Annotated in this window: 18 protein-coding genes and 1 tRNA gene; 12 read left to right on the plus strand and 7 right to left on the minus strand. The window is 59.5% G+C overall.

Annotated elements, in window-relative coordinates; genetic code table 11:
* Positions 1–2: 2 nt before the first annotated feature.
* Positions 3–656 (plus strand): protein-L-isoaspartate(D-aspartate) O-methyltransferase, encoded by a 654-nt coding sequence (locus GA0061100_RS09705; RefSeq protein WP_075852459.1) that lies wholly within the window; start codon positions 3–5, stop codon positions 654–656.
* Between the two features lie 169 nt (positions 657–825).
* Positions 826–2,517, plus strand: a complete 1,692-nt coding sequence (locus GA0061100_RS09710) for a LysM peptidoglycan-binding domain-containing M23 family metallopeptidase (protein WP_075852460.1) — start codon at positions 826–828, stop codon at positions 2,515–2,517.
* 76 nt (positions 2,518–2,593) lie between these two features.
* On the opposite strand, the gene GA0061100_RS09715 is transcribed toward GA0061100_RS09710, so the two are convergent.
* Complete coding sequence (locus tag GA0061100_RS09715) at positions 2,594–3,466, minus strand: ATP-binding protein (RefSeq protein WP_075852664.1); 873 nt, start codon at positions 3,464–3,466, stop codon at positions 2,594–2,596.
* 207 nt (positions 3,467–3,673) lie between these two features.
* Between GA0061100_RS09715 and yajC the strand changes: the two genes are divergently transcribed.
* The 5 genes from yajC to GA0061100_RS09740 all read left to right on the plus strand — a co-directional run bounded on the left by yajC (position 3,674) and on the right by GA0061100_RS09740 (position 8,530).
* The gene (gene yajC, locus GA0061100_RS09720; RefSeq protein WP_047634659.1) at positions 3,674–4,021 is read left to right on the plus strand and encodes a preprotein translocase subunit YajC; all 348 of its coding nucleotides are present in this window, start codon (positions 3,674–3,676) and stop codon (positions 4,019–4,021) included.
* Positions 4,022–4,179: 158 nt separating this feature from the next.
* A complete protein-coding gene (gene secDF / locus GA0061100_RS09725) occupies positions 4,180–6,723 on the plus strand; it encodes a protein translocase subunit SecDF (protein ID WP_075852461.1) in 2,544 nt (847 codons plus the stop codon).
* Positions 6,724–6,727: 4 nt separating this feature from the next.
* A complete protein-coding gene (locus GA0061100_RS09730; protein WP_075852462.1) occupies positions 6,728–7,114 on the plus strand; it encodes an Mth938-like domain-containing protein in 387 nt (128 codons plus the stop codon).
* 17 nt (positions 7,115–7,131) lie between these two features.
* Positions 7,132–7,992, plus strand: a complete 861-nt coding sequence (locus tag GA0061100_RS09735; RefSeq protein WP_075852463.1) for a phytoene/squalene synthase family protein — start codon at positions 7,132–7,134, stop codon at positions 7,990–7,992.
* Positions 7,993–8,068: 76 nt separating this feature from the next.
* Entirely contained in the window at positions 8,069–8,530 is a 462-nt protein-coding gene (locus GA0061100_RS09740; protein ID WP_075852464.1) for a hypothetical protein, read from the plus strand.
* An 18-nt stretch (positions 8,531–8,548) separates the two neighbouring features.
* Here the strand turns inward: GA0061100_RS09740 and trmFO are convergent, their stop codons facing one another.
* The 3 genes from trmFO to GA0061100_RS09755 all read right to left on the minus strand — a co-directional run bounded on the left by trmFO (position 8,549) and on the right by GA0061100_RS09755 (position 10,742).
* Positions 8,549–9,985: a methylenetetrahydrofolate--tRNA-(uracil(54)-C(5))-methyltransferase (FADH(2)-oxidizing) TrmFO gene (gene trmFO / locus GA0061100_RS09745; RefSeq protein ID WP_075852465.1), complete on the minus strand. Its 1,437-nt coding sequence runs from the start codon at positions 9,983–9,985 to the stop codon at positions 8,549–8,551.
* A 161-nt stretch (positions 9,986–10,146) separates the two neighbouring features.
* Positions 10,147–10,290, minus strand: a complete 144-nt coding sequence (locus GA0061100_RS09750; protein WP_015339701.1) for a DUF1127 domain-containing protein — start codon at positions 10,288–10,290, stop codon at positions 10,147–10,149.
* 305 nt (positions 10,291–10,595) lie between these two features.
* On the minus strand, positions 10,596–10,742 hold the full coding sequence (locus tag GA0061100_RS09755) for a DUF1127 domain-containing protein (protein ID WP_015339702.1): 147 nt from the start codon (positions 10,740–10,742) through the stop codon (positions 10,596–10,598).
* Between the two features lie 875 nt (positions 10,743–11,617).
* Here GA0061100_RS09755 and GA0061100_RS09760 point away from each other — a divergent pair.
* From GA0061100_RS09760 to tig, 4 genes are all read left to right on the plus strand, one after another.
* Positions 11,618–12,757 carry a DUF2157 domain-containing protein gene (locus GA0061100_RS09760; RefSeq protein ID WP_075852466.1) on the plus strand — a complete coding sequence of 380 codons (1,140 nt, stop codon included), beginning with the start codon at positions 11,618–11,620 and terminating at the stop codon, positions 12,755–12,757.
* Positions 12,754–13,374, plus strand: coding sequence for a GDYXXLXY domain-containing protein (locus tag GA0061100_RS09765; RefSeq protein ID WP_075852467.1), 621 nt, complete (start codon positions 12,754–12,756; stop codon positions 13,372–13,374). The genes GA0061100_RS09760 and GA0061100_RS09765 overlap by 4 nt, the downstream gene beginning before the upstream one ends.
* Before the next feature lie 146 nt (positions 13,375–13,520).
* Positions 13,521–13,605: transfer RNA gene (locus GA0061100_RS09770), tRNA-Leu, on the plus strand.
* A 278-nt stretch (positions 13,606–13,883) separates the two neighbouring features.
* A complete protein-coding gene (tig, locus tag GA0061100_RS09775) occupies positions 13,884–15,374 on the plus strand; it encodes a trigger factor (protein WP_075852468.1) in 1,491 nt (496 codons plus the stop codon).
* Between the two features lie 133 nt (positions 15,375–15,507).
* Here tig and GA0061100_RS09780 read toward each other — a convergent pair whose 3' ends face one another.
* Positions 15,508–16,317: a phytanoyl-CoA dioxygenase family protein gene (locus GA0061100_RS09780; protein ID WP_075852469.1), complete on the minus strand. Its 810-nt coding sequence runs from the start codon at positions 16,315–16,317 to the stop codon at positions 15,508–15,510.
* Between the two features lie 369 nt (positions 16,318–16,686).
* On the opposite strand from GA0061100_RS09780, the gene GA0061100_RS09785 reads away from it, so the two are divergent.
* The gene (locus GA0061100_RS09785) at positions 16,687–17,358 is read left to right on the plus strand and encodes an HAD family hydrolase (RefSeq protein ID WP_075852665.1); all 672 of its coding nucleotides are present in this window, start codon (positions 16,687–16,689) and stop codon (positions 17,356–17,358) included.
* A gap of 37 nt (positions 17,359–17,395) precedes the next feature.
* Here GA0061100_RS09785 and sthA read toward each other — a convergent pair whose 3' ends face one another.
* Positions 17,396–18,802 carry a Si-specific NAD(P)(+) transhydrogenase gene (gene sthA / locus GA0061100_RS09790; protein ID WP_075852470.1) on the minus strand — a complete coding sequence of 469 codons (1,407 nt, stop codon included), beginning with the start codon at positions 18,800–18,802 and terminating at the stop codon, positions 17,396–17,398.
* Between the two features lie 122 nt (positions 18,803–18,924).
* Positions 18,925–19,521 (minus strand): dual specificity protein phosphatase family protein, encoded by a 597-nt coding sequence (locus GA0061100_RS09795; protein ID WP_075852471.1) that lies wholly within the window; start codon positions 19,519–19,521, stop codon positions 18,925–18,927.
* Between the last annotated feature and the right edge of the window lie 28 nt (positions 19,522–19,549).

Here is a 19,549-nt window from a genome sequence, read left to right on the forward strand (position 1 = left end):
GATTGACACCTCGTTTGGTGGAGAAAGAAGGCTTTGCGGCCGTGGTTCTGCGGTTGCGGGCGGAAGGCATATTGGACATCGACCTGATGACGGCTGTCGAGCAGACACCGCGCCTGCCTTTTGTGCCGGTGCAATTTGCCGATGATGCCTATTCCAGCCGGACGATCCCGATCGACTGCGGCGCCTTCATGGAGGGCATCGATCTCGTCGTGCGCATTCTCCACGGCTTGAAGATCAAGCCGGGTCATCGCGTTCTCGAGATCGGCACAGGGAGCGGTTTCACCGCCGCGGTCATGGGGCGAATCGTCGAACGCGTGCTGACGGTCGATCGCTACAAGACGCTGACGACATCGGCCCAGCAGCGTATGGATGCGCTCGGCCTGCGCAACGTCATCATCCGTCAGGCGGATGGCAGCTCTGGTCTGCCGGGTGAGGGCACCTTTGACCGGATTCTGGTGACGGCCGCATTCCCGACCATGCCGCGCTTCTACGCCGAGCAGCTTGTGTCCGGCGGATCGATGATCGCGCCGCTGCTGGTGTCGGACGATGTCTGCCGTCTCGTTCGCCTGACGAAAACCGGCAGCCGATTCGAACGCGAAGAATTATTCGACGTTCCCTATCAGCCCATCGTACCCATGCTCGCCTCGTATCTTTGAGGCTCCATTCGGGCTGATGCCTTATGAAACGGGCGCATTGGCGCCGTTTCATTTTCTATGGTTAGCAATTCCTCAAAAAAACACATGCCGCACCAGTGCTTTAACCGCATGGTAAGATTAACGCGCTTTAATCGACCCATAATCGGTTGCGTCTTAAGTGGGTCGAGTCATGGGTTTCAGTCTTTCTTCAAACGGCAGCAAATCGGCAGGGAAAGTCCTGGTGGCCATCCTTCTGGCGAGCACTGCCACAGCTTGTAGTTCGGATACGACTCGCTTCAGCGGTCTCTTCAACAAGACGGACAACGTAACGACCGGCTCGATCAATCGCCGTAGCCTGAATGGTCCGAACGGTGATCCGGTGCCCCGCGCCGATGTCGCTCAGGCCGGCGGCTACGGCCAGCAGGATTATTCGCAGCAGAGCGCGCCGGTATCGCAACCCTACCCGAACTCGCCGGCCCGCTATAACCCGTCCTATTCCAGCGCACGGGCTTCGACCGCTCCTGTCGCAATTCAGCGCACCGATCTTGCTGCTCCGAGCGCTTCCGCCAGCACCGGCAGTCCTCGTCGGGTGCAGCAGGCGGAATCGGAGGCGATGGCGCAGCCGTTCCCGGCATCGCGCAACAATGGCTCCCGCGCCGCACCGGCACTTGCTCCCGACACCATGTCGACGGGTACGATCAAGGCAGCTGCTGCGCAGCAGATGTCTCCCGGCTGGACCACGGTCAATGCGCCGAGCGTGACGCTGCATCAGGGTGAGAATATCGCGCTGCTGTCGCGCCGCTACGGTGTTCCGGAAAAGGAAATCCTGCGCGCGAACGGCCTGCGTAACGGTGCCGCCGCGCAGCCAGGCCAGCAGATCGTCATCCCGACGATGAATGGAGCAGGTGTCTCAGGCCCAGCCAAGATGGCCTCTGAAGCGACAGACCTTTCCAAGGGCGGTAAGATGCCTGGTCCGGCCAAGGCGCCGCAGCAGGAAGCGCTCGCGTTGCCGTCCGGCAATCAGATGCGCGGCAAGTCTCAGGCTGGCCTTGCTGACCCCAACAAGCTCGCCGCCGGTAATGGCAAAGGCCCGACCCCGAAGGGTACCTATGTCGTTAAGCCGGGTGACTCTCTGGCGAGAATTGCCAAGGAAAGCGGCGTGAGCGTCGCCGAACTGAAGCGTGCGAACAACATGCAGGCCGGAGACAGCATTCGCATCGGGCAGGCAATCGCGTTGCCGCATGGCGCCGTTGCTTCCGCGGATCCGGTCAAGACCGCTTCGATCGAACCGCAGAAGGCGTCAGTCAAGCCGGGCGCACTCCCCGTCGAGCCGAAGCAGGCTGCAGTTGGTCCGATTGCCAAGCAGGCACCCAAGGCTGTTGCCCATGCCGATGCGGCACCCGATGCCGCTGCCAAGCCGAAGGAAGTTGCCTCTGCTTCGCCGAGCCAGTCCATCAATGACGCCGCCAAGTCCGATGCGCAGGCGGATGCGCCCGAGGCAACCGGTATCGGCAAATATCGCTGGCCGGTCCGCGGTGCGGTCGTCGCCGGTTATGGCTCCAACGTCAATGGCAGCCGTAACGACGGTATCGACATCTCGGTTCCCGAGGGGACGCCGATCAAGGCTGCTGAGAACGGCGTCGTTATCTATGCCGGCAACGGCCTGAAGGAGCTCGGCAACACGGTCCTCGTCCGCCACGACGACGGCACGGTCACAGTGTACGGCCATGCCGATGCGCTCAGCGTGACCCGTGGACAGAAGGTCCAGCGCGGCCAGACGCTGGCGACTTCGGGCATGAGCGGCAATGTCAGCCAGCCGCAGCTGCACTTCGAAGTCCGCAAGAATTCGGCTCCGGTCAACCCAATGACGTTCCTTGAATAGGTAGTGCGTCTCAAGGACTCTGCAAAAAGCCCGGTCAAAGCCGGGCTTTTTGTCGTTTATGGCTTGGTCTCGAAGATCAGTTGCGGTCGAGCACTATGCGCAGCCGGCCGGCGAGATCCTGGATATATTGCCAGGCAACGCGGCCGGAACGAGCGCCACGCGTTGTTGCCCACTCCAGGGCTTCGTGATGCATCTGCGCGCGATCAAGCGCCAGCTTGAAGTGATCGGCATAGGCGTCGATCATCTGTAAATAGTCTTCCTGGTTGCACTTGTGGAAGCCGAGCCAGAGCCCGAAGCGATCGGAGAGCGACACCTTTTCCTCAACGGCTTCGGACGGATTGATGGCGGTCGATTGCTCGTTTTCCATCATGTGGCGCGGCAGCAGGTGGCGGCGGTTCGATGTGGCGTAGAACAGCACATTGTCCGGCCGACCCTCGACACCGCCGTCCAGCGCCGCCTTCAGCGACTTGTAGGCAGTGTCGTCATGGTCGAAGGAGAGGTCGTCGCAGAAGATGATGATGCGATGCGGCGTTGCCTTCAGGATATCGAGCAGTACCGGCAGCGAGGAAATATCCTCGCGATGCACCTCGATCAGTTTCAGCGAAACGCCGGTCGCCCGACGCACATCTTCGTGCACCGCTTTGACGAGCGAGGATTTGCCCATGCCGCGTGCGCCCCAGAGCAGCACGTTGTTGGCGGCAAAGCCTTCGGCGAAACGCAGCGTGTTTTCATGCAGGATATCGCGCACATGGTCGACACCGCGAATGAGGGTGAGCGCCACGCGGTTCGGCCGCGGGACGGGCTGCAGATAGAGCCGGGCGGGCGCCCAGACGAAACAATCCGCGGCATTCCAGTCATTGACGGCCGGCGCCGGCCCTGCCAGGCGTTCGACAGCGTCGGCAAGGCGACGGACTTCGGCAAGGATCAGGGCGTTTTGGTCTTCAGTCACCGTTTCCTCCTGAATATTGAACAAGAAAGTCGTAAAATGCGCGCGCTGTCTTGCCGGGTATCATGCTCCTTTGGGGGCTGAAAGGCTAACAGACCGGGAAAACGGTACGGTTTGCGGCTGTTTTTGTTGCATTCGCCAAGCGCGTAACTATATTCCGGCCACCTGACGCGGGGCCTTGTTCCCGCTAGGAGTTCAAGGGAGTTCTCGATGTTTATCACCAACGCATATGCGCAGAGCGCAACAGATTCGGCCGCGAGTGCCTTCGGCGGTTCCGGCTTTGAAATGATCATCCTGTTTGTGCCGCTGATGGTCGTTTGGTATTTCCTTCTCATTCGCCCGCAGCGTGCGCAGGCAAAGAAGCGTGACGAGATCCTGAAGAACATTCGCCGCGGCGATCAGATCGTCACCAGCGGCATCGTCGGCAAGGTCACCAAGGTCATCGACGAAAAGGAACTGGAAGTCGAGATCGCCGAAGGCGTGCGCATCCGCGTCGTCCGCAGCGCTATTTCCGAGGTTCGCGTCAAGGGTGAGCCCGTCAAGGCAGACGCCGCGTAACGCATTTTGCGGGAAGCGGCGCCCGGCGCCGCTGCGTATCTTCGAAATTCGGCATCGACTTTCTTGAAGGACTGTGCACAAATTCAAGGTGTTACTGCGCCCTTTGCATTTTCTGTTGAAGGTGGGGCGCAGTAAGGAAGTCCTAATTCGAGAGAGCGATGTTGCACGTCTCCTGGTGGAAGACCGCCCTAATCTGGTTCGTCGTTCTCTTGAGCGTGCTTTTGGCCGCTCCCAACCTGCTTGGTGAGCGCGCGCTGTCATCCCTTCCTGCATGGTGGGCGCATCGAAAGATCGAGCTCGGCCTCGATCTTCGCGGCGGATCGCATCTGCTGCTGAAGATCGAACGAGGTGACGTCGAAAAAGATCGCCTGGAAAGCATCGTCGGCGATATCGCCACCCGGCTGCGCACCGTCAATGTCGCCTATTCGGGTCTCACCGGCACCGGCCGCAAGATCCAGCTTCGCATCAACGACCCCGCACAGGTCCAAGCAGCTCTAACGGCATTGCGGCCGCTGACATCAGGACCGGACAAGCCGTCCGTCGCATTGTCTCAGGGGGACAACGGCGCGCTGACGCTCGATATCACCGATGCCGACATCAACAGTCATGTGTCGGCGGCGATTGCACGCGCAATGAAGGTCATCCATGCCCGTATCGCGCAACTCGGCGTCGGGGAACCTCTGATCCGCCGTCAGGGATCTGACCGTATCGTCGTTCAGGTGCCCGATCTTGCCGATGCGCAGCGGTTGAAAAATCTTCTCGGCCAGCCGGCCAAACTCAGCTTCCGCCTTATCGATCAATCGATGTCGGTGCAGGACGCCATGGACAAGCAGCCTCCGGCCGGGTCCGACGTGCTGTTTTCCGAAGACGATCCGCCCGTCGGTTATCTGGTGCAGCGACAGCCGTTGCTCTCGAACATAGATTTTTCCGATGCCATCGCCAGCGTCGACAATCAAAAGGGCGAGGGCGCCGTCTCTGTCAAGTTGACCCCGGAGGCAACACATCGTTTCGCGCAGGCAACCGCCAGCAACCTCGGCAGGATCATCGTCGTCGTGCTTGACGATCAGGTCATCTCCGCAGCGTCTCTGAAGACGGTCATCGCAACGGGCGAGATCGACGTTCCCGGAGATTTCACTGCCCAGGGGGCACAGGATCTCGCCGTCATGGTCAAGAGCGGGCCGCTGCCCGCGACGCTGACGACGGTCGAGGAGCGCACCATTCAGCCGGGTCTAGGCGGCGAGACGGCGCGTTATGGCCTGATTGCCTGCATTGCCGCCGCGGTCTTCGTCGCCGCCTTGATGATCGGTTTCTATCGCTTGCTCGGCATCATCGCGACCATTTCGCTCGTCATCAACATGGTCATGGTCGCAGCGCTGATGGGGCTGCTCGGCATTACCCTGACCTTACCCGGCGTCGCCGCCATCGTCCTCATCATCGGGATCGGCCTGGACGCGCTGGTGCTGATCTACGAGCGCGTGCGTGAGGAGGAAAAGAAGACCCATCTTCTTGTCGATGCGCTGCGTCATGGTTTCAACCGGGCGGCGGCGACCGTTGCGGATGCCAATCTGACCGTTCTCATCGTTGCGGCCATTCTTTTCTACGCCAGCACCGGTGCTGTACGCGGCTTTGCCGCTACTCTCATGGTCGGCGTTATCTCGACCTTCTTCACCTCCTGTTTCGTGACGCGATCACTGGTCAATATGTGGATTTCGCGCCGCAAGCCCCGCACTTTGCTTGTCGGCGTGCGCAGCGGCATTTTCGACAATGCCAATATCCGCTTCATGGGCATCCGCCGTTATACATTCACGGTCTCGGCCGCCCTGTCCGTCATCACGCTCATTGCCTTTGCGACAGTCGGAATGCATCTCGGCATCGATTTTGCCGGCGGATCGATCATCGAGGTCCGCGCTAAGCAGGGCGTAGCCGATCCTGTCGACATTCAAACGCGTCTTGATGCCGTCATTCCGGGCGACGTGCGTGTCGAACGGCTTGCCGATCGTCTTGGTGCGGTGGTTCGCGTCCATGCGCAGGAGGGCGGTGAAAACGCTGAACAATCCGCCGTCTCGCTCGTTCAGGACGAACTGGGCAAGGATTACAATTTCTCCCGCGTCGAAGTGGTCGGTCCGTCCGTGTCGGGCGAAATCACCACGACAGCCTCCCTTGCCGTCCTGGCGGCGCTGGCAGCAATCCTCATCTACATATGGCTGCGGTTCGAATGGCAGTTTGCCGTCGGCGCGATCATCGCGACGCTGCACGATGTCATCCTGACGCTCGGCCTCTTCGTGCTATCAGGCATGGAATTCAATATGACAGGCATCGCCGCGATCCTGACCATTGTCGGCTACTCGCTGAACGATACGGTTGTTGTCTATGACCGCATGCGCGAGAATCTCAAGCGCTACTCGCAGATGCCGCTGCCGATCCTGATCGACGCCTCCATCAATCAGACACTATCTCGTACCATCCTGACGTCCGCGACGACGCTTCTGGCGCTGCTCGCACTCTACATCTTCGGCGGCGAGGTGATCCGTGCCTTCACCTTCGTTCTGCTTTTCGGCGTCGCTGTCGGTACTTTTTCGTCGATTTATATTGCGGCGCCCGTGTTGATCCTGTTCAAGCTGCGTCCGGACAAGTTCCAGACCGGCGGCGAAAGCAATGGACCCGCGGCCGGCAATATCCAGTCAGGCAAACCAGCGGTGTGATATAGTGGCAAAAGGAATAGAAATTCGAAACGCGCATTTCCCGGGGCGCGCACCGATCGACGCTTACGGCAATGGCGGCTTCCGCTTCGCCGATATGTCGCATCGCGGCTCTCTGCTCTGCCTGCCTTCCGGAATCTACGGCTGGGACATGTTGCAGGGCGATGCGCTGACGCCGGATCGCTTCCAGAAGGTTCTTGATGAGGCCGCAGAGATCGAAGTGCTGCTCGTCGGCACCGGGACGGAGCTGCGTCCGCTGCCGGCCGAGCTCAAGGCTGCCTTGCGCGCCAAGCAGATTTCCTCCGACCCGATGAGCACCGGGGCCGCCGTACGCACCTTCAACATCATGCTCTCCGAATCGCGTGCTGTGGCTGCAGCGCTGATCGCCGTCTGACCTTCGGATCCAAGAGCATGACGACATCAGCTGCGCCCCGTAGCAACCGGGACATCTGCCTTGCCACACTGCGCGACACCGATCGCGACCGCTACCTCGCATGCCTGCTGGCGCCGGAGGAGAAGCGTCCCGCACTTGCGGCTCTCTATGCCTTCAACGCCGAACTGGCCCGCATCCGCGATCTTGTACATGAGCCGCTGCCCGGGGAAGTGCGCATGCAATATTGGCGCGATCTTCTTGAGGGACAATCCCACGGATCGAGCGAAGCCAATCCGCTGGCCTCCGAACTTCTGACCGCAATCGAAGAATACCGTTTGCCGCGTCAGACGCTGATCGACATGATCGATGCGCGCATCTTCGATCTCTACGATGATCCGATGGAGAGCCGCAGCAGCCTGGAAGGCTATGCCGGAGAGACTGCGTCGGCCCTCATCCAGCTTGCAAGCCTGGTCTTGTCCGCCGACGAGTCGAAGCGCTCCGCTGATGCCGCCGGTCATGCCGGCGTCGCGCAGGCAATCGCCGGCCTGCTGCTCCTGATGCCGCTAAATCGCCACCGTGGCCAGCTCTACCTTCCACTCGAGATCTTGTCGGCAACCGGGCTCGATCGCGACAGCTTTCTCGCCGGCGAGGACAAGCCGCGCATTTCGGCGGCGGTCGAAGCCTTTGCTGGTCTTGGTCGTGAGCATCTCGCCAAGGCGAGGGCAGCGGGCACCATACCGCCGGCCATATTCCCTGCCTTTCTGCCCGTCACTCTGGCCGAACCTGTCTTGAAGAAGGCGCAGAAGCTCGGCGCCGGCATCTTCGATCAATCCCTGGGGCTGCCGCAATGGCGCCGGCAATTGCGCATGGCGATAGCGTCGATCACAAAGAAACTCTAAAATACACCAAGCTCGCACAAGTCTCGCCGTCTATGGAGATGGCGGGCACTTGATTTGCATTTCAGGGGGATCTGCTGTGGGTATTGTCGTCTGGTGCATACTGTTTGCGATCGTCATCTTCGTTGCTTACTACGCGACACGGATGGCATCGCGGAACAAGGAAGACGGCCTGCACGATACCGGCCTTGCGATTCTGGAATTCGGCCGCGCTTTTCCGACCGAGGCGATCCGGCAGCTGCAGACCACGGCGGACGGGCAGGCGGTGTTCGTGCGCCTGCATGACGACAAGGCCGGGTTCATGCGCAATGTGCGCAATCACTTCAGCGTCCACCTGATCGAGCCCGGCCGGGCGCGGGCCAAGATCTCGGGAACCGGTCGCGGCCTGACGGTCGATTTTCTCGATGTGCCGCATCACAACGGCACCTTCGAGTTCAAGACGCCGGCGGAAGCTGCGGAAGTCTCGCTCTGGCTGCTGGGCAATTATGTTGCCGGCGAGGACGCGAAGCTCGAGCACCACGCGCCGCCGGCAACCACCTGAAATCCGAAGGTCTTATAGTCAGGCGCTTTCCGCGAACACTGGCGCCTGCACGCCGAGCCACTTCGCACAATCGGCAAGCGCACGCTTGGCGATGAGTTGGCGCTTCATGATCGTCTTGTCCTTACCGCGAAAGCGCTTTACGCCCTCCGGCTTGACGATCGAGCCAGGTTCCAGCTCCGGGAACAGCCCGAAATTGATGTTCATCGGCTGGAAGGAGCGCTTGCCCGGCTCTTCGTCCGATACGATGTGGCCGCCGGTGATGTGGTTCAGCAATGAGCCGAGTGCTGTCGTGGACGGCGGCAGCGAGGGTGCTTCGCCCTTACGCTCGGCAGCGGCGAAACGGCCGGCGAGCAGCCCGATGCTGGCGCTCTCGACATAGCCCTCGCAGCCGGTGATTTGCCCGGCAAAACGCAGGCCCGGCCGGGATTTCAGGGCCAGCGAGCGGTCAAGCAGGGTCGGGGAGTTGATGTAGGTATTGCGATGCAGACCGCCGAGGCGTGCGAATTCCGCATTCTCGAGGCCGGGAATGAGCCGGAAGATTTCCGCCTGCGCGCCATACTTCAGTTTCGTCTGGAAGCCGACCATGTTGTAGAGCGTGCCGAGCGCATTGTCCTGGCGCAGCTGCACCACCGCATAGGCCTTCACTGTGGGGTTGTGGGCATTGGTCAGCCCCATCGGCTTCATCGGCCCGTGGCGCAGCGTCTCGCGCCCGCGCTCCGCCATGACTTCGATCGGCAGGCAGCCGTCGAAATAGGGCGTGCCTTCCCATTCCTTGAAGCCGACGGCGTCGCCGGCGATCAGCGCATCGATGAAGGCGTTATACTGCGCTTGGTCCATCGGGCAGTTGATATAGTCCCTGCCGGTGCCGCCGGGGCCGACCTTGTCGTAGCGGGACTGATACCAGCAGACATCCATGTTGATGCTCTCGCGGTAGACGATCGGCGCGATGGCGTCGAAGAAGGCGAGCGCATCTGCACCGGTTTCAGCCTGGATGGCGCTGGCAAGCCCAGGTGCCGTCAGTGGGCCGGTGGCGATGATCGCCTGGTCCCATTGCCTGGGCGGTAGGCCCTGGATTTCCTCACGAACGACTGTGATCAGCGGGTGGCCATGTACCGCCTGCGTCACGGCAGCCGAAAAGCCATCGCGGTCGACGGCGAGCGCACCGCCGGCCGGCACCTGATGCTTGTCCGCGCATGCCATGATCAGCGAGCCCGCCATGCGCATCTCGGCGTGGATGACGCCAACGGCATTGCTGGTCGCATCGTCGGATCGGAAGGAGTTGGAGCACACGAGTTCGGCGAGATCGTCCGTCTTGTGTGCTTCCGTACCGCGCACGCCGCGCATCTCATGCAGGATGACGGGCACGCCGGTATTGGCGATTTGCCATGCGGCTTCCGAACCGGCGAGGCCGCCGCCAATGATGTGAATGGGAGAATGGGAAGTGATCTGTGTCATGCGCGCGTCATTATCACGGGCAGGACGGCGATCCAATGCTTTGCTAAAGCATGTCGCGCAAAAGTGGGCTGCGCTTGGGGTCCCGGCGGCATTTCAATCGCCGGAATCAAAAACGGCGCCGAAAGGCGCCGTCTTGAGGCAGTCTGCTCAGTCCGTTCCTATTAACGGAAAGAACGAGCAGCGATGTTGCGGATTTCGTAGCGGCTGACGCCGATGTCCGAAAGGGTCTGGCTGGAGAGGTTGCCAAGTTCGTTCAGAGTGCGGCGATAGCTGATCCAGTTCTTTGCAATGCGAAGCGGGTTCATGATCTTGTCCTTGGTATCTTGTTTGCGGGCGGTACGATTACCGCCTCAGCGCTTGCACTCTATATAGGCGCGAGGACGTGATTTGTGCAGTGCAAAGAAAAGGCGTCTGCTATGCATTTGTGCAATATGACGCCCAAAAAGCCGCCAATGCTCAAAATTTGTGTGCTTTGCAGATAGGGAATAGCTCGCAGCAGAATTGGTCATGCTGCGCTTGCTCAGTCGATAGGCAAAAAAGAACGCCCGCCGCGGAGGTCCGCAACGGGCGTTGAGAAGGCTTTCGCTGAAAGGCGAAGCCTATCCGGCGATTAACGGCCGGTGGCTTCGCGAGCAACGCGATGGATGTCGGCGCGGTCGATGCCGAGGTCGTGCAGTTCACGCGAGCTCATACGGCCGAGTTCGTTAACGGTCTGACGATACTTGCGCCAGTTGTTGAAGGAGCGGGTCAGGTTCATTGTAGTCCCTTTCGAGGATCTCAGGATCGAGCAGTTCCAGGATTGGTTCCGCCGTCGATCTAATGGATTTAAATATATGCTGCGCCGCGAAAACTAAAAGAGCGAAAGCTTCATGTCACCTATGCATTAGGTGCAAGTCTTCGGGGCAATCTGCCCAAGATGGTGGCTGCTTTATGTGCATATCACGGCCAAACGAAGATTGCTGCTGGCGAGTCATTTCAAGCCTGTGCCCAGCATTCCCAAGCATTTGCAGAGTGCTGCCCGCTTTGGGCCATCATTTCGCCAGCCTTGCTGTTTTGGGGAGATCGATTGGCGGAAAGGCCGCTTTCGGCGGGCGCAAAGTCGGCTTGGCCGCATGCCTTGACGTCGAGAGCCATTCTTAGGGCTTCGCCCGCTTCCGAGGAGTATAAACCGATTTAGGTGGACAAAAAATAACGCCCACCGCGGAAGGAGGATGCGGTGGGCGTCATTTATGGTGATTGACGACTTGGGAGGAGGAGTGTCGTCAATCGATCGGAGCGCATTGGGAGGAGGAGTATGCGGCTCCGAATATGGTGTCGGGATATTCATCCCCAGGCTTTGTCCGATCTGCACCGGTCCGGCACGCCACTGCCGTCTTTGTTGTCCTATAAATAGTATGACTTTTCGAATTTGTGCAGCGCAATAATTTCATGGGAGGCATGAGCTGCGCGCATATCTTTCGCCGGTATCTCTTTACCGGTCCAGAGCATACTCTATGATCGCTTAATTCCGTATTAATATGACACATATTCCTGTGAGCCGAAGCTTCCGCCCGAAGCACCCGGCTCGCATCGATTGTGTGGCGATTTGTGCTAACTCTGTCGCAAGCAGAATCGCAGTGAGGGGAGCCGGGCATGTACAGAGGCAGGCTGGAGCGGGATCTGAAAATTTGGACCGACAAAGGGCTGGTCGACGCTGGAACGGCGAAAGCCATACTGAGCGAATATGACGGTCGCCAGACAAGTTTCAGTGCCGGCCGGGTATTGACCATTATCGCGGCCGTGCTTCTCGGTCTCGCCATATTGCTTTTCATTTCCGCAAACTGGGAGGCTCTTCCGAGAATTGCCCGTCTGCTGGGGCTGGTGGCGATGATCTGGGGCTTCTATCTCGCAACCGCATATCTGCTGGCGCGTGGACGTTCCATCCTCGCCGCCGGCCTTTTGATCCTCGGCACCTTGAGTTTTGGCGGCGCCATGGCGCTGGTCGGCCAAATGTACAATCTGTCCGGCGACGAGCTCAGAATGATGATCGTCTGGTTCATTGCCGCCTGTATCGTCGCGGCGTCGTTTCGCTCCTCGGCGCAGGTCGGGCTCGCCGGCTTTCTCGCCTGGGCATTTTGCGGCGTCTATCTCTGGGGGCATTTCGACGAATGGTATGGATTGATGCCCTGGATGCCGCCTTTGATGGCCGTGGTCCTGATTGTGCTGGTTCGCTATGCCGACGCGCCGGCCGCCCGGCATTTGGCCTACCTCATGCTCGTCGGCTGGCTGACATGGCTGTTTGGCCGCCACGAGGGGCTGAATACCGCGATTCTGTTTGCCGCTCTCGGCATGGCGGCTTTCCTCGCCGTCAGCATTCCCGCGTCGCCGCTGATGCCCTTTGCACGTACAGCCGGCGCAGCACCAGCTTTCTATGCCTTTCTCGTCGCATCGATCGGCTTCTTTCTGATCCACGCCGAAATCAGCAAAGGCTCGTTTGAGAACAATGTCTGGGTCGAAGACAAATTGCCGCTTATCATCGTAGCGGCAGCGACACTGGCGAGCTCGGTGATCGCCATCGCGCTCAGTGGCCGCGACAATGGCGCGGTGCGCTATCTCGCCTATTTTGTCTTTTCCTGCGAGATTCTCTACCTCGCCAGCGAGACGATCGGTTCGATCATCGGCACGGCGGGGTTCTTCCTCGTTGCCGGATTGCTTGTGGCGATCGCCGCCTGGCTGGTCATTCAGCTGGAACGGCGTTTTTCCGATAATCGCGGGCAGGGGAAGCGGGCATGATTGATTTGGCTGACAGGAGCATGGTTGCAAACGGGAATGCTCGCAGGGTCTGGATTGCCGCTATCGTCGTTGCCGCTCTGCAAACCGCTGTGCTCGGCTATATGGTCGGCGAGCGGGCCTGGGGCCTGCGCAGCGGCGTTGAGATTCTCCTGAAGACGGCGCCGGTCGATCCACGCGATCTTCTGCGCGGCGACTACGTGACCTTGAACTACGACATCTCGCGGGTTCCGTTCTCGACGATGGTCGAGGGACCACCGAAAATGAGCCGAAGTGCCGCAATCCTGTCTGTTCGCCTGAAGAAGCAGGATGATGGTTATTGGGGCATCGTCGAATCATCCTTCGGCAAGCTCGATGCGAAACCCGATACGGTCGTGCTCAAAAGCCTGCCTGTCGATTATGTTTTCTATGGCGATGCCACCGATCCATCGCAGGCGATTATCGGGGTCACCTATGGTATCGAGCGCTACTACGTGCCTGAGGGGCAGGGGCACGATATCGAGAGCGCCCGCAACGACAATCGCGTCGCCATTGCGGCGCGGGTGTCTTCCGATGGTGCTGCCCATATCAGAAGCCTGCTTCTCGATGGCAAATCCGTCTACGAAGAGCCGCTCTACTGACGGTATCTGCGTGAAGAGCTCCGATAAGCTTTAAGCGTCGTCGCGGAACCGTCATTTTTCCTTTGCGTGGTTTAAAACGGGTGATATAGAGACGCCGCGCTCCGGAAGGCCCCATGGGCAGGCATTCGCCATGCGGTTTTGGGAACGCGGGTATGGTGAAATTGGTAGACACGCCAGATTTAGGTTCTGGTGCCGCAAGGCGTGGGAGTTCAAGTCTCTCTACCCGCACCAACACTGTCTTGTGGACGGGGGAGGCTGAAGAAGCCTGTCTTCCGATATGCCGCAGGACGCGCATCTTGCCCAAAGCATCCCGCTTTCGATGAGGAAAGTGGATAAGATGTTTTGGCTCGTGACGGGATAGAGCTGCCTTTTGCGCGTTCGTTCGAATGCGCGGCGCTCTTGCAAGGTGAAAGAGAATTGCATCCAAGCCACGCTCGGGATTTTCCGGCGTCGTGCTCATCGAAACGAACGGCTGTCTGGGCACGGCCGCCATGAATGAAGGTAGGACAATGCAGGTTATCGAAACGCTCGCTGAAGGGCTGAAGCGCGAAATCAAGGTGGTCATCCCGGCCAAGGACATGGAAGTGCGCATGAACGAGCGCCTGGCCGAGGTCAAGGACAAGGTCCGCATCAACGGCTTCCGCCCGGGCAAGGTTCCGGTCTCGCACCTGAAGAAGGTCTACGGCAAGTCGATCATGGCCGATCTGGTCAACGAAATCGTTCGCGATCAGCCGCCGGCTATCCTGACCGAGCGCGGCGAAAAGTCGGCTACCCAGCCGGAAATCGCCATGACGGAAGACCAGGATGAGGCAGAAAAGATCCTCTCCGCCCAGGCCGACTTCGAATTCACGCTGTCTTACGAAGTCATCCCGGCGATCGAACTGAAGCCGGTAGGCGGCATCAAGGTCACCCGCGAAGTCGCTGAAATCGGCGAAGACGAAGTCACCGAGCAGATCCTCAAGATCGCTGAAAGCGCTCGTAGCTACGAAGCCAAGAAGGGCAAGGCTGCCAACGGCGACCGCGTCACCATCGACTACCTCGGCAAGGTCGACGGCGTTGCCTTCGACGGCGGCAAGGACGAAGATTCGCAGCTCGTTCTCGGCTCCAACCGTTTCATCCCGGGCTTCGAAGAGCAGCTCGTCGGCGTCAAGGCTGGCGATGAGAAGGTCATCACCGTAACCTTCCCGGCCGACTATCCGGCCAAGAACCTTGCCGGCAAGGAAGCCACCTTCGACATCAACGTCAAGGAAGTTGCAGCACCCGGCGAAGTCGAAATCAACGACGAACTCGCTTCCAAGCTCGGCCTCGAATCTGCCGATCGCCTGAAGGAAATCGTTCGCGGCCAGATCGAAAGCCAGTATGGCTCGGTCACCCGCCAGAAGGTCAAGCGTCAGATCCTCGACCAGCTCGACGAAATGTACCAGTTCGACACCCCGCAGAAGCTTGTCGACGCTGAATTCGCCAGCATCTGGCGTCAGATCGAGACCGATCTCAGCGAATCCGGCAAGACCTTCGAAGACGAAGACACCACCGAAGAGAAGGCTCGCGAAGAATACCGCAAGCTTGCTGAGCGTCGCGTTCGCCTCGGCCTCGTTCTCTCCGAAATCGGCGAAAAGGCCGGCGTCGAAGTCAGCGAAGATGAACTGCAGCGCGCGCTTTATGCCCAGCTCCAGCAGTTCCCGGGCCAGGAAAAGGAAATCCTGGAATTCTTCCGCAACACGCCCGGCGCTTCCGCCAACCTGCGTGCGCCGATCTTCGAAGAAAAGGTCATCGATCACCTGCTGACCGAAGTGAACGTCACAGACAAGACCGTTTCCAAGGAAGCGCTGCTGGCCGACGACGAAGAAGAAGACAAGCCGGCTGCCAAGAAGGCCGCTCCGAAGAAGAAGGCTGCCGCCAAGGCTGAAGCAACCGAAGCCGCCGCCGAAGGCGAAGAAGCTGCCGCTCCGAAGAAGAAGGCCGCTCCGAAGAAGAAGGCTGCTGAAGACAGCGCCGAATAATCGGTTTTCTTCCGGACTGAAATTAAGCCCCGCCGAAACGGCGGGGCTTTTTTGTTTTCACGCATGATTGCCTCCCTCTCTCCGCAGGCGGGGAAAGGGCTGGGGTGAGGGGCCACGCTTATTGGCTCATACGCTATTCCTTACCGAGTGCGCGGCGGATGGCGATCTCGACCGGGCTATAGGCGCCATCAGGTCGTTCCAATCGACAAGGCTCGGCGAGCCCGATCGAAGGCTGCGCCATGAAGCGCGGCCTGGTGCCTCGATGCTTCTGGGCGGCATGAACAAGGAAGGGATGGCAGATGTAGACCGTGCCCGCTTTTCCCGTCGCCAGTGCCTGCGGGCGGTCGGCTCCCATGTGCTCGAGCATCATATGAGAACGACCTTGCTCTCCCGCCGGCTCGAGGTAGCGTGCCATCTCCATATGGGAACCGACGCGGATGCGGGTCGGCGCATCGTCTTCACTGATATCCGAAAACAGGAACAGCGTAAGCAGCGCACGCCCTCGCGAAGTGACATTCACACGCCAGGCGGAGAAGTCGCTTTGCTCATTCGGATCACAGTCGTCACCGGGAAAGCTAAGATCGACGTGCCAGCCGGCGTCACCGGGGTCGTCCGGGTGTGGAAAGCGCACCGGGAAGGTGCCGAGACCGTCCCGCGGCAGCCATCGCCCAGGTCCGACTAGCTGGTCGAAGGCAGCGTGTAGAACGGGCATGTTGGCGATGGTGCGAAATGGCTCGCCGCCATAGCCCGGCAACCGGACGACAGGAAATCTCCAACTCGCCGGATCGTGTTCACTGCAGGGGATATCGCGCCACATGATGGCACGAGCTTCGGCAGCTTGTTCCTCAGAAAACGCGTCATCGATGCGTACAAAACCATGTTCGATGAAATCGTTCATTTGTGCGCGGGAAAGCGCAGCCGGGTACTGTTCCTTGGATGGCATGAAATCTCTCTCAATCATCGCGCCGTATCTCGCCCTTCTTATTGGGGAATACGACTGTTTCAGCATAGACCTGCCTGCGGCGTCATAGCCGCTGAGGCGGTCTCGTCTTCATTTGGCTGAAAGCCACCGGATCAGCGGCTTATGAAGAAGACCGAAACGATATTGAAAATGCTCATCATGCCCTCAGAATAGTGAGCCCTATCTGCATGGTCAATATTATCGGGTCTGGAGCTCCGGCTTGATATCACCCATGCGGTTTCAGACACTGCCCGCAGCGCTAAATCCCTATCGGTTGCAATGGCCGTTTCTTTCCAGTGTGAGAAGCTCTATCTGGAAACGTGGCACGATAGGATGGGATGGAGGCCGAGCTTGATTGAAGCGGCAATGTTTGACCTTGATGAAACTCTTATCGACCGTCGCGCTGCCCTGATGGCATTCCTACCGGATCAATTCAGGCGACTGGAAGATCAACTAAAGGGCGTAACGCTTCAGGCTTTTCAGGCAACCTTCTTTGCTCTGGAAAAGGAAGGTTTCCTCGACAAACAAAAACTTTACCCGCGATTGGCGGCGACCTTAGGCATGAGCAATGAGTCCGGAGCTCTTTTGCTTTCCGATTTTCAAATGCGATATCCATCTTTCGCCAGACCGTCGATTGGCGCTCTTGAGATGCTGATTGCGCTGCGGGCACATGGTTTGAAGACAGCCATCATCAGCAATGGCCACACCGATGTTCAGTCCGCAAAAATGGATATCACTGGTCTTAGGGATGCCGTCGATCTTGTTGTCATTTCGGAAGATGTCGGCTTACGCAAGCCAGACCCTGGCATTTTCCAGCTCGCCGCCGAACGTCTGGGCGTAGTGCCGGCGTGCTGCATCTTTGTCGGCGACAACCCGGAGGCCGATGTCAGGGGCGCGGAAGCCGCTGGAATGAAGGGCGTATTTTATGGTGCCGGTACGTCTTGGCCGGACATGCTGCCATCCCCGAAGTACCGCATCGATACGTTCGTCGAAGTCTTACCCCTGATCGAAGCCCTCGCTTGAAGCTCAACGCTGTCACCTGGCGTGAGCTTCATGGTGCCTAGAGCTCCGACTTGATGTCGCCCATACGATTCCAGGCATCGAGGCCCGCAATCTTGTAGGCTTCGGCGAGTGTCGGATAGTTGAAGGTGTTTTCGACGAAATATTCGACAGTGCCCTTGAGGTTCAGCACGGCCTGACCGATGTGCACGAGCTCGGTCGCACCTTCACCGACGATGTGGACGCCGAGGAGGCGGCGGGTCTTCAGCGAGAAGATCATTTTCAACAGGCCCGTGTCGAGGCCCATGATGTGGCCGCGCGAGGTCTCGCGGAAGCGGGCAATGCCGCATTCATAAGGGATATGCCTTTCCTTGACTTCTTCCTCGGAAAGGCCGCAGGTCGAAATTTCCGGCACGGCGTAGATGCCATAGGGGAAGTATTTCGGCGGCTCCTTGGCGATTGCGCCGACAGCGACGCGGGCGGCGATGCGGCCCTGTTCCATCGAGGTGGAAGCAAGGCTCGGGAAGCCGACGACATCGCCTGCCGCAAAGATATGCGGGACCTTGGTGGCGAAGGTTTCCGGATTGACGCTCAAGCGGCCGCGGGCGTCGGCCTCAAGGCCGGCGGCGGGGAGATTAAGTGTATCGGTCGCACCCATGCGGCCGGCGGCGAAGAGAACCATGTCGGTGGTCAGGCGGCGGCCGTTGTCGAGCGTCAGTTCCACCTTGCCATTCGGCAGGCGCTCCACCTTCTCAGCCTTCTGGCCGAGCAGCAGCTTCATGTTGCGATCGCGCAGCTGATAGGTGAAGTCTTCGACGATCTCCTTGTCGATAAAATCAAGCATGGTCGACTTCGGATCGATCAGCGTCACTTGCGTGTCAAGCGCACTGAAGATGGTCGCATATTCGATGCCGATGACGCCGGCGCCGATGACGACCATCGACCGGGGCAATTCCTCGATATCAAGCAGCTCGTCGCTGTCGAGAACCGTCTTGCCATCGAAGGGCATATAATCCGGACGAAACGGCTTGGTGCCCACGGCAAGCAGAATGCTTGCCGCGGTGACCGTGACGACTTCGCCATCATCCTTGACGACCTGCATGGTCTGCGGATCGACGAAGCTCGCCTTGCCGCGAATATGTTGAACGCGATTGCGCGCGAACTGGTGTTCCAGCACCTCGACTTCATGGTCGAGCGTGATCAGCAGGCGACGCCGCAGATCTTCCGCGCTGATCTCCTGCTTGACGCGGTAGGCGCGACCGTAGAAGCCGCGCTCGCGCCAGCCGGAGAGGTTGAGCGCGGTTTCGCGCAGCGTCTTGGAGGGAATGGTGCCGGTGTGGACAGAAACGCCGCCAACGCGCTTGCCTTGCTCGATCACGAGCACCCTCTTGCCGAGTTTGGCGGCTTGGATAGCGCCCCTGCGGCCGGCAGGGCCGCTACCCACGACTAGAAGATCGAATTGGTCCATCGGGAAGCCTCGGCTGACTGGAATAGAGAATCAATGTCGCAATGCAACATGCTCCGTCAACCGGTAGCTGCTCAATGTTACAGATTATCTAACAGGAAACGTCTGAGATCAGGAGCCAGATATCAGGAGGCAGAGAAGCCGAGCCAGGGTTCCAGCTTCTCGAATGTCCGGTTCATGGCGTAGGCGCGCGTGAAGGAGAACGGCAGATGACCGTAGATGATCGACATCTGGCCTTCTGCGGTAGCCTCATTGGTCTTGGCAATGGCAGCAAGGTAAAGCGCCGAGGCAAGGCCGGTTCTGTCGGCGCCGGCCTGGCAATGAATGAGAATCGGCTTCGGCGCATCGCGCATGATTTCGACAAGCTGCGCGGCCTGCGCCTGTGTCAGCTCTCGGCCGGAAGACATGTGGAAATCGATATGGTTGATGTTGAGCTCTTTCGCCTCGGCAACTTCCTTATCGTACCAATGGTGCCCACTATTGTCGCCACGCAGGTTGATAATGGTCTTGATGCCGTATTGCTTCTGGAACTCGGCGATGTTGGTGGCCGACGGCTGCGAGGAGCGGTACAGTTCGCCGACGATGACCGGATGGAAGTTTGTCGTCCAGAGCATGTGGGCATAGAAGCCGCCGGCGACCACCAGAAAAGCGCCCGCCGTAACAAGCGCGCCGCGACCGATACGAAGGAGGCGATTGGCAAGCACGGGCGACATCTTCGGCATTCGATCTCCAGATGGCCACGCATGCAGG

Source organism: Martinezella hainanensis (assembly GCF_900094555.1).
Lineage (GTDB): Bacteria > Pseudomonadota > Alphaproteobacteria > Rhizobiales > Rhizobiaceae > Rhizobium > Rhizobium hainanense.

Excerpts from the sequence above, each read along its gene's own strand:
- GA0061100_RS09710 (WP_075852460.1), top strand. The coding sequence starts at position 826 with ATGGGTTTCAGTCTTTCTTCAAACGGCAGCAAATCGGCAGGGAAAGTC.
- yajC (WP_047634659.1), top strand. The coding sequence starts at position 3,674 with ATGTTTATCACCAACGCATATGCGCAGAGCGCAACAGATTCGGCCGCG.
- secDF (WP_075852461.1), top strand. The coding sequence starts at position 4,180 with ATGTTGCACGTCTCCTGGTGGAAGACCGCCCTAATCTGGTTCGTCGTT.
- GA0061100_RS09735 (WP_075852463.1), top strand. The coding sequence starts at position 7,132 with ATGACGACATCAGCTGCGCCCCGTAGCAACCGGGACATCTGCCTTGCC.
- trmFO (WP_075852465.1), bottom strand. The coding sequence starts at position 9,985 with ATGACACAGATCACTTCCCATTCTCCCATTCACATCATTGGCGGCGGC.
- GA0061100_RS09750 (WP_015339701.1), bottom strand. The coding sequence starts at position 10,290 with ATGAACCCGCTTCGCATTGCAAAGAACTGGATCAGCTATCGCCGCACT.
- GA0061100_RS09755 (WP_015339702.1), bottom strand. The coding sequence starts at position 10,742 with ATGAACCTGACCCGCTCCTTCAACAACTGGCGCAAGTATCGTCAGACC.
- GA0061100_RS09760 (WP_075852466.1), top strand. The coding sequence starts at position 11,618 with ATGTACAGAGGCAGGCTGGAGCGGGATCTGAAAATTTGGACCGACAAA.
- GA0061100_RS09765 (WP_075852467.1), top strand. The coding sequence starts at position 12,754 with ATGATTGATTTGGCTGACAGGAGCATGGTTGCAAACGGGAATGCTCGC.
- tig (WP_075852468.1), top strand. The coding sequence starts at position 13,884 with ATGCAGGTTATCGAAACGCTCGCTGAAGGGCTGAAGCGCGAAATCAAG.
- GA0061100_RS09780 (WP_075852469.1), bottom strand. The coding sequence starts at position 16,317 with ATGCCATCCAAGGAACAGTACCCGGCTGCGCTTTCCCGCGCACAAATG.
- sthA (WP_075852470.1), bottom strand. The coding sequence starts at position 18,802 with ATGGACCAATTCGATCTTCTAGTCGTGGGTAGCGGCCCTGCCGGCCGC.
- GA0061100_RS09795 (WP_075852471.1), bottom strand. The coding sequence starts at position 19,521 with ATGCCGAAGATGTCGCCCGTGCTTGCCAATCGCCTCCTTCGTATCGGT.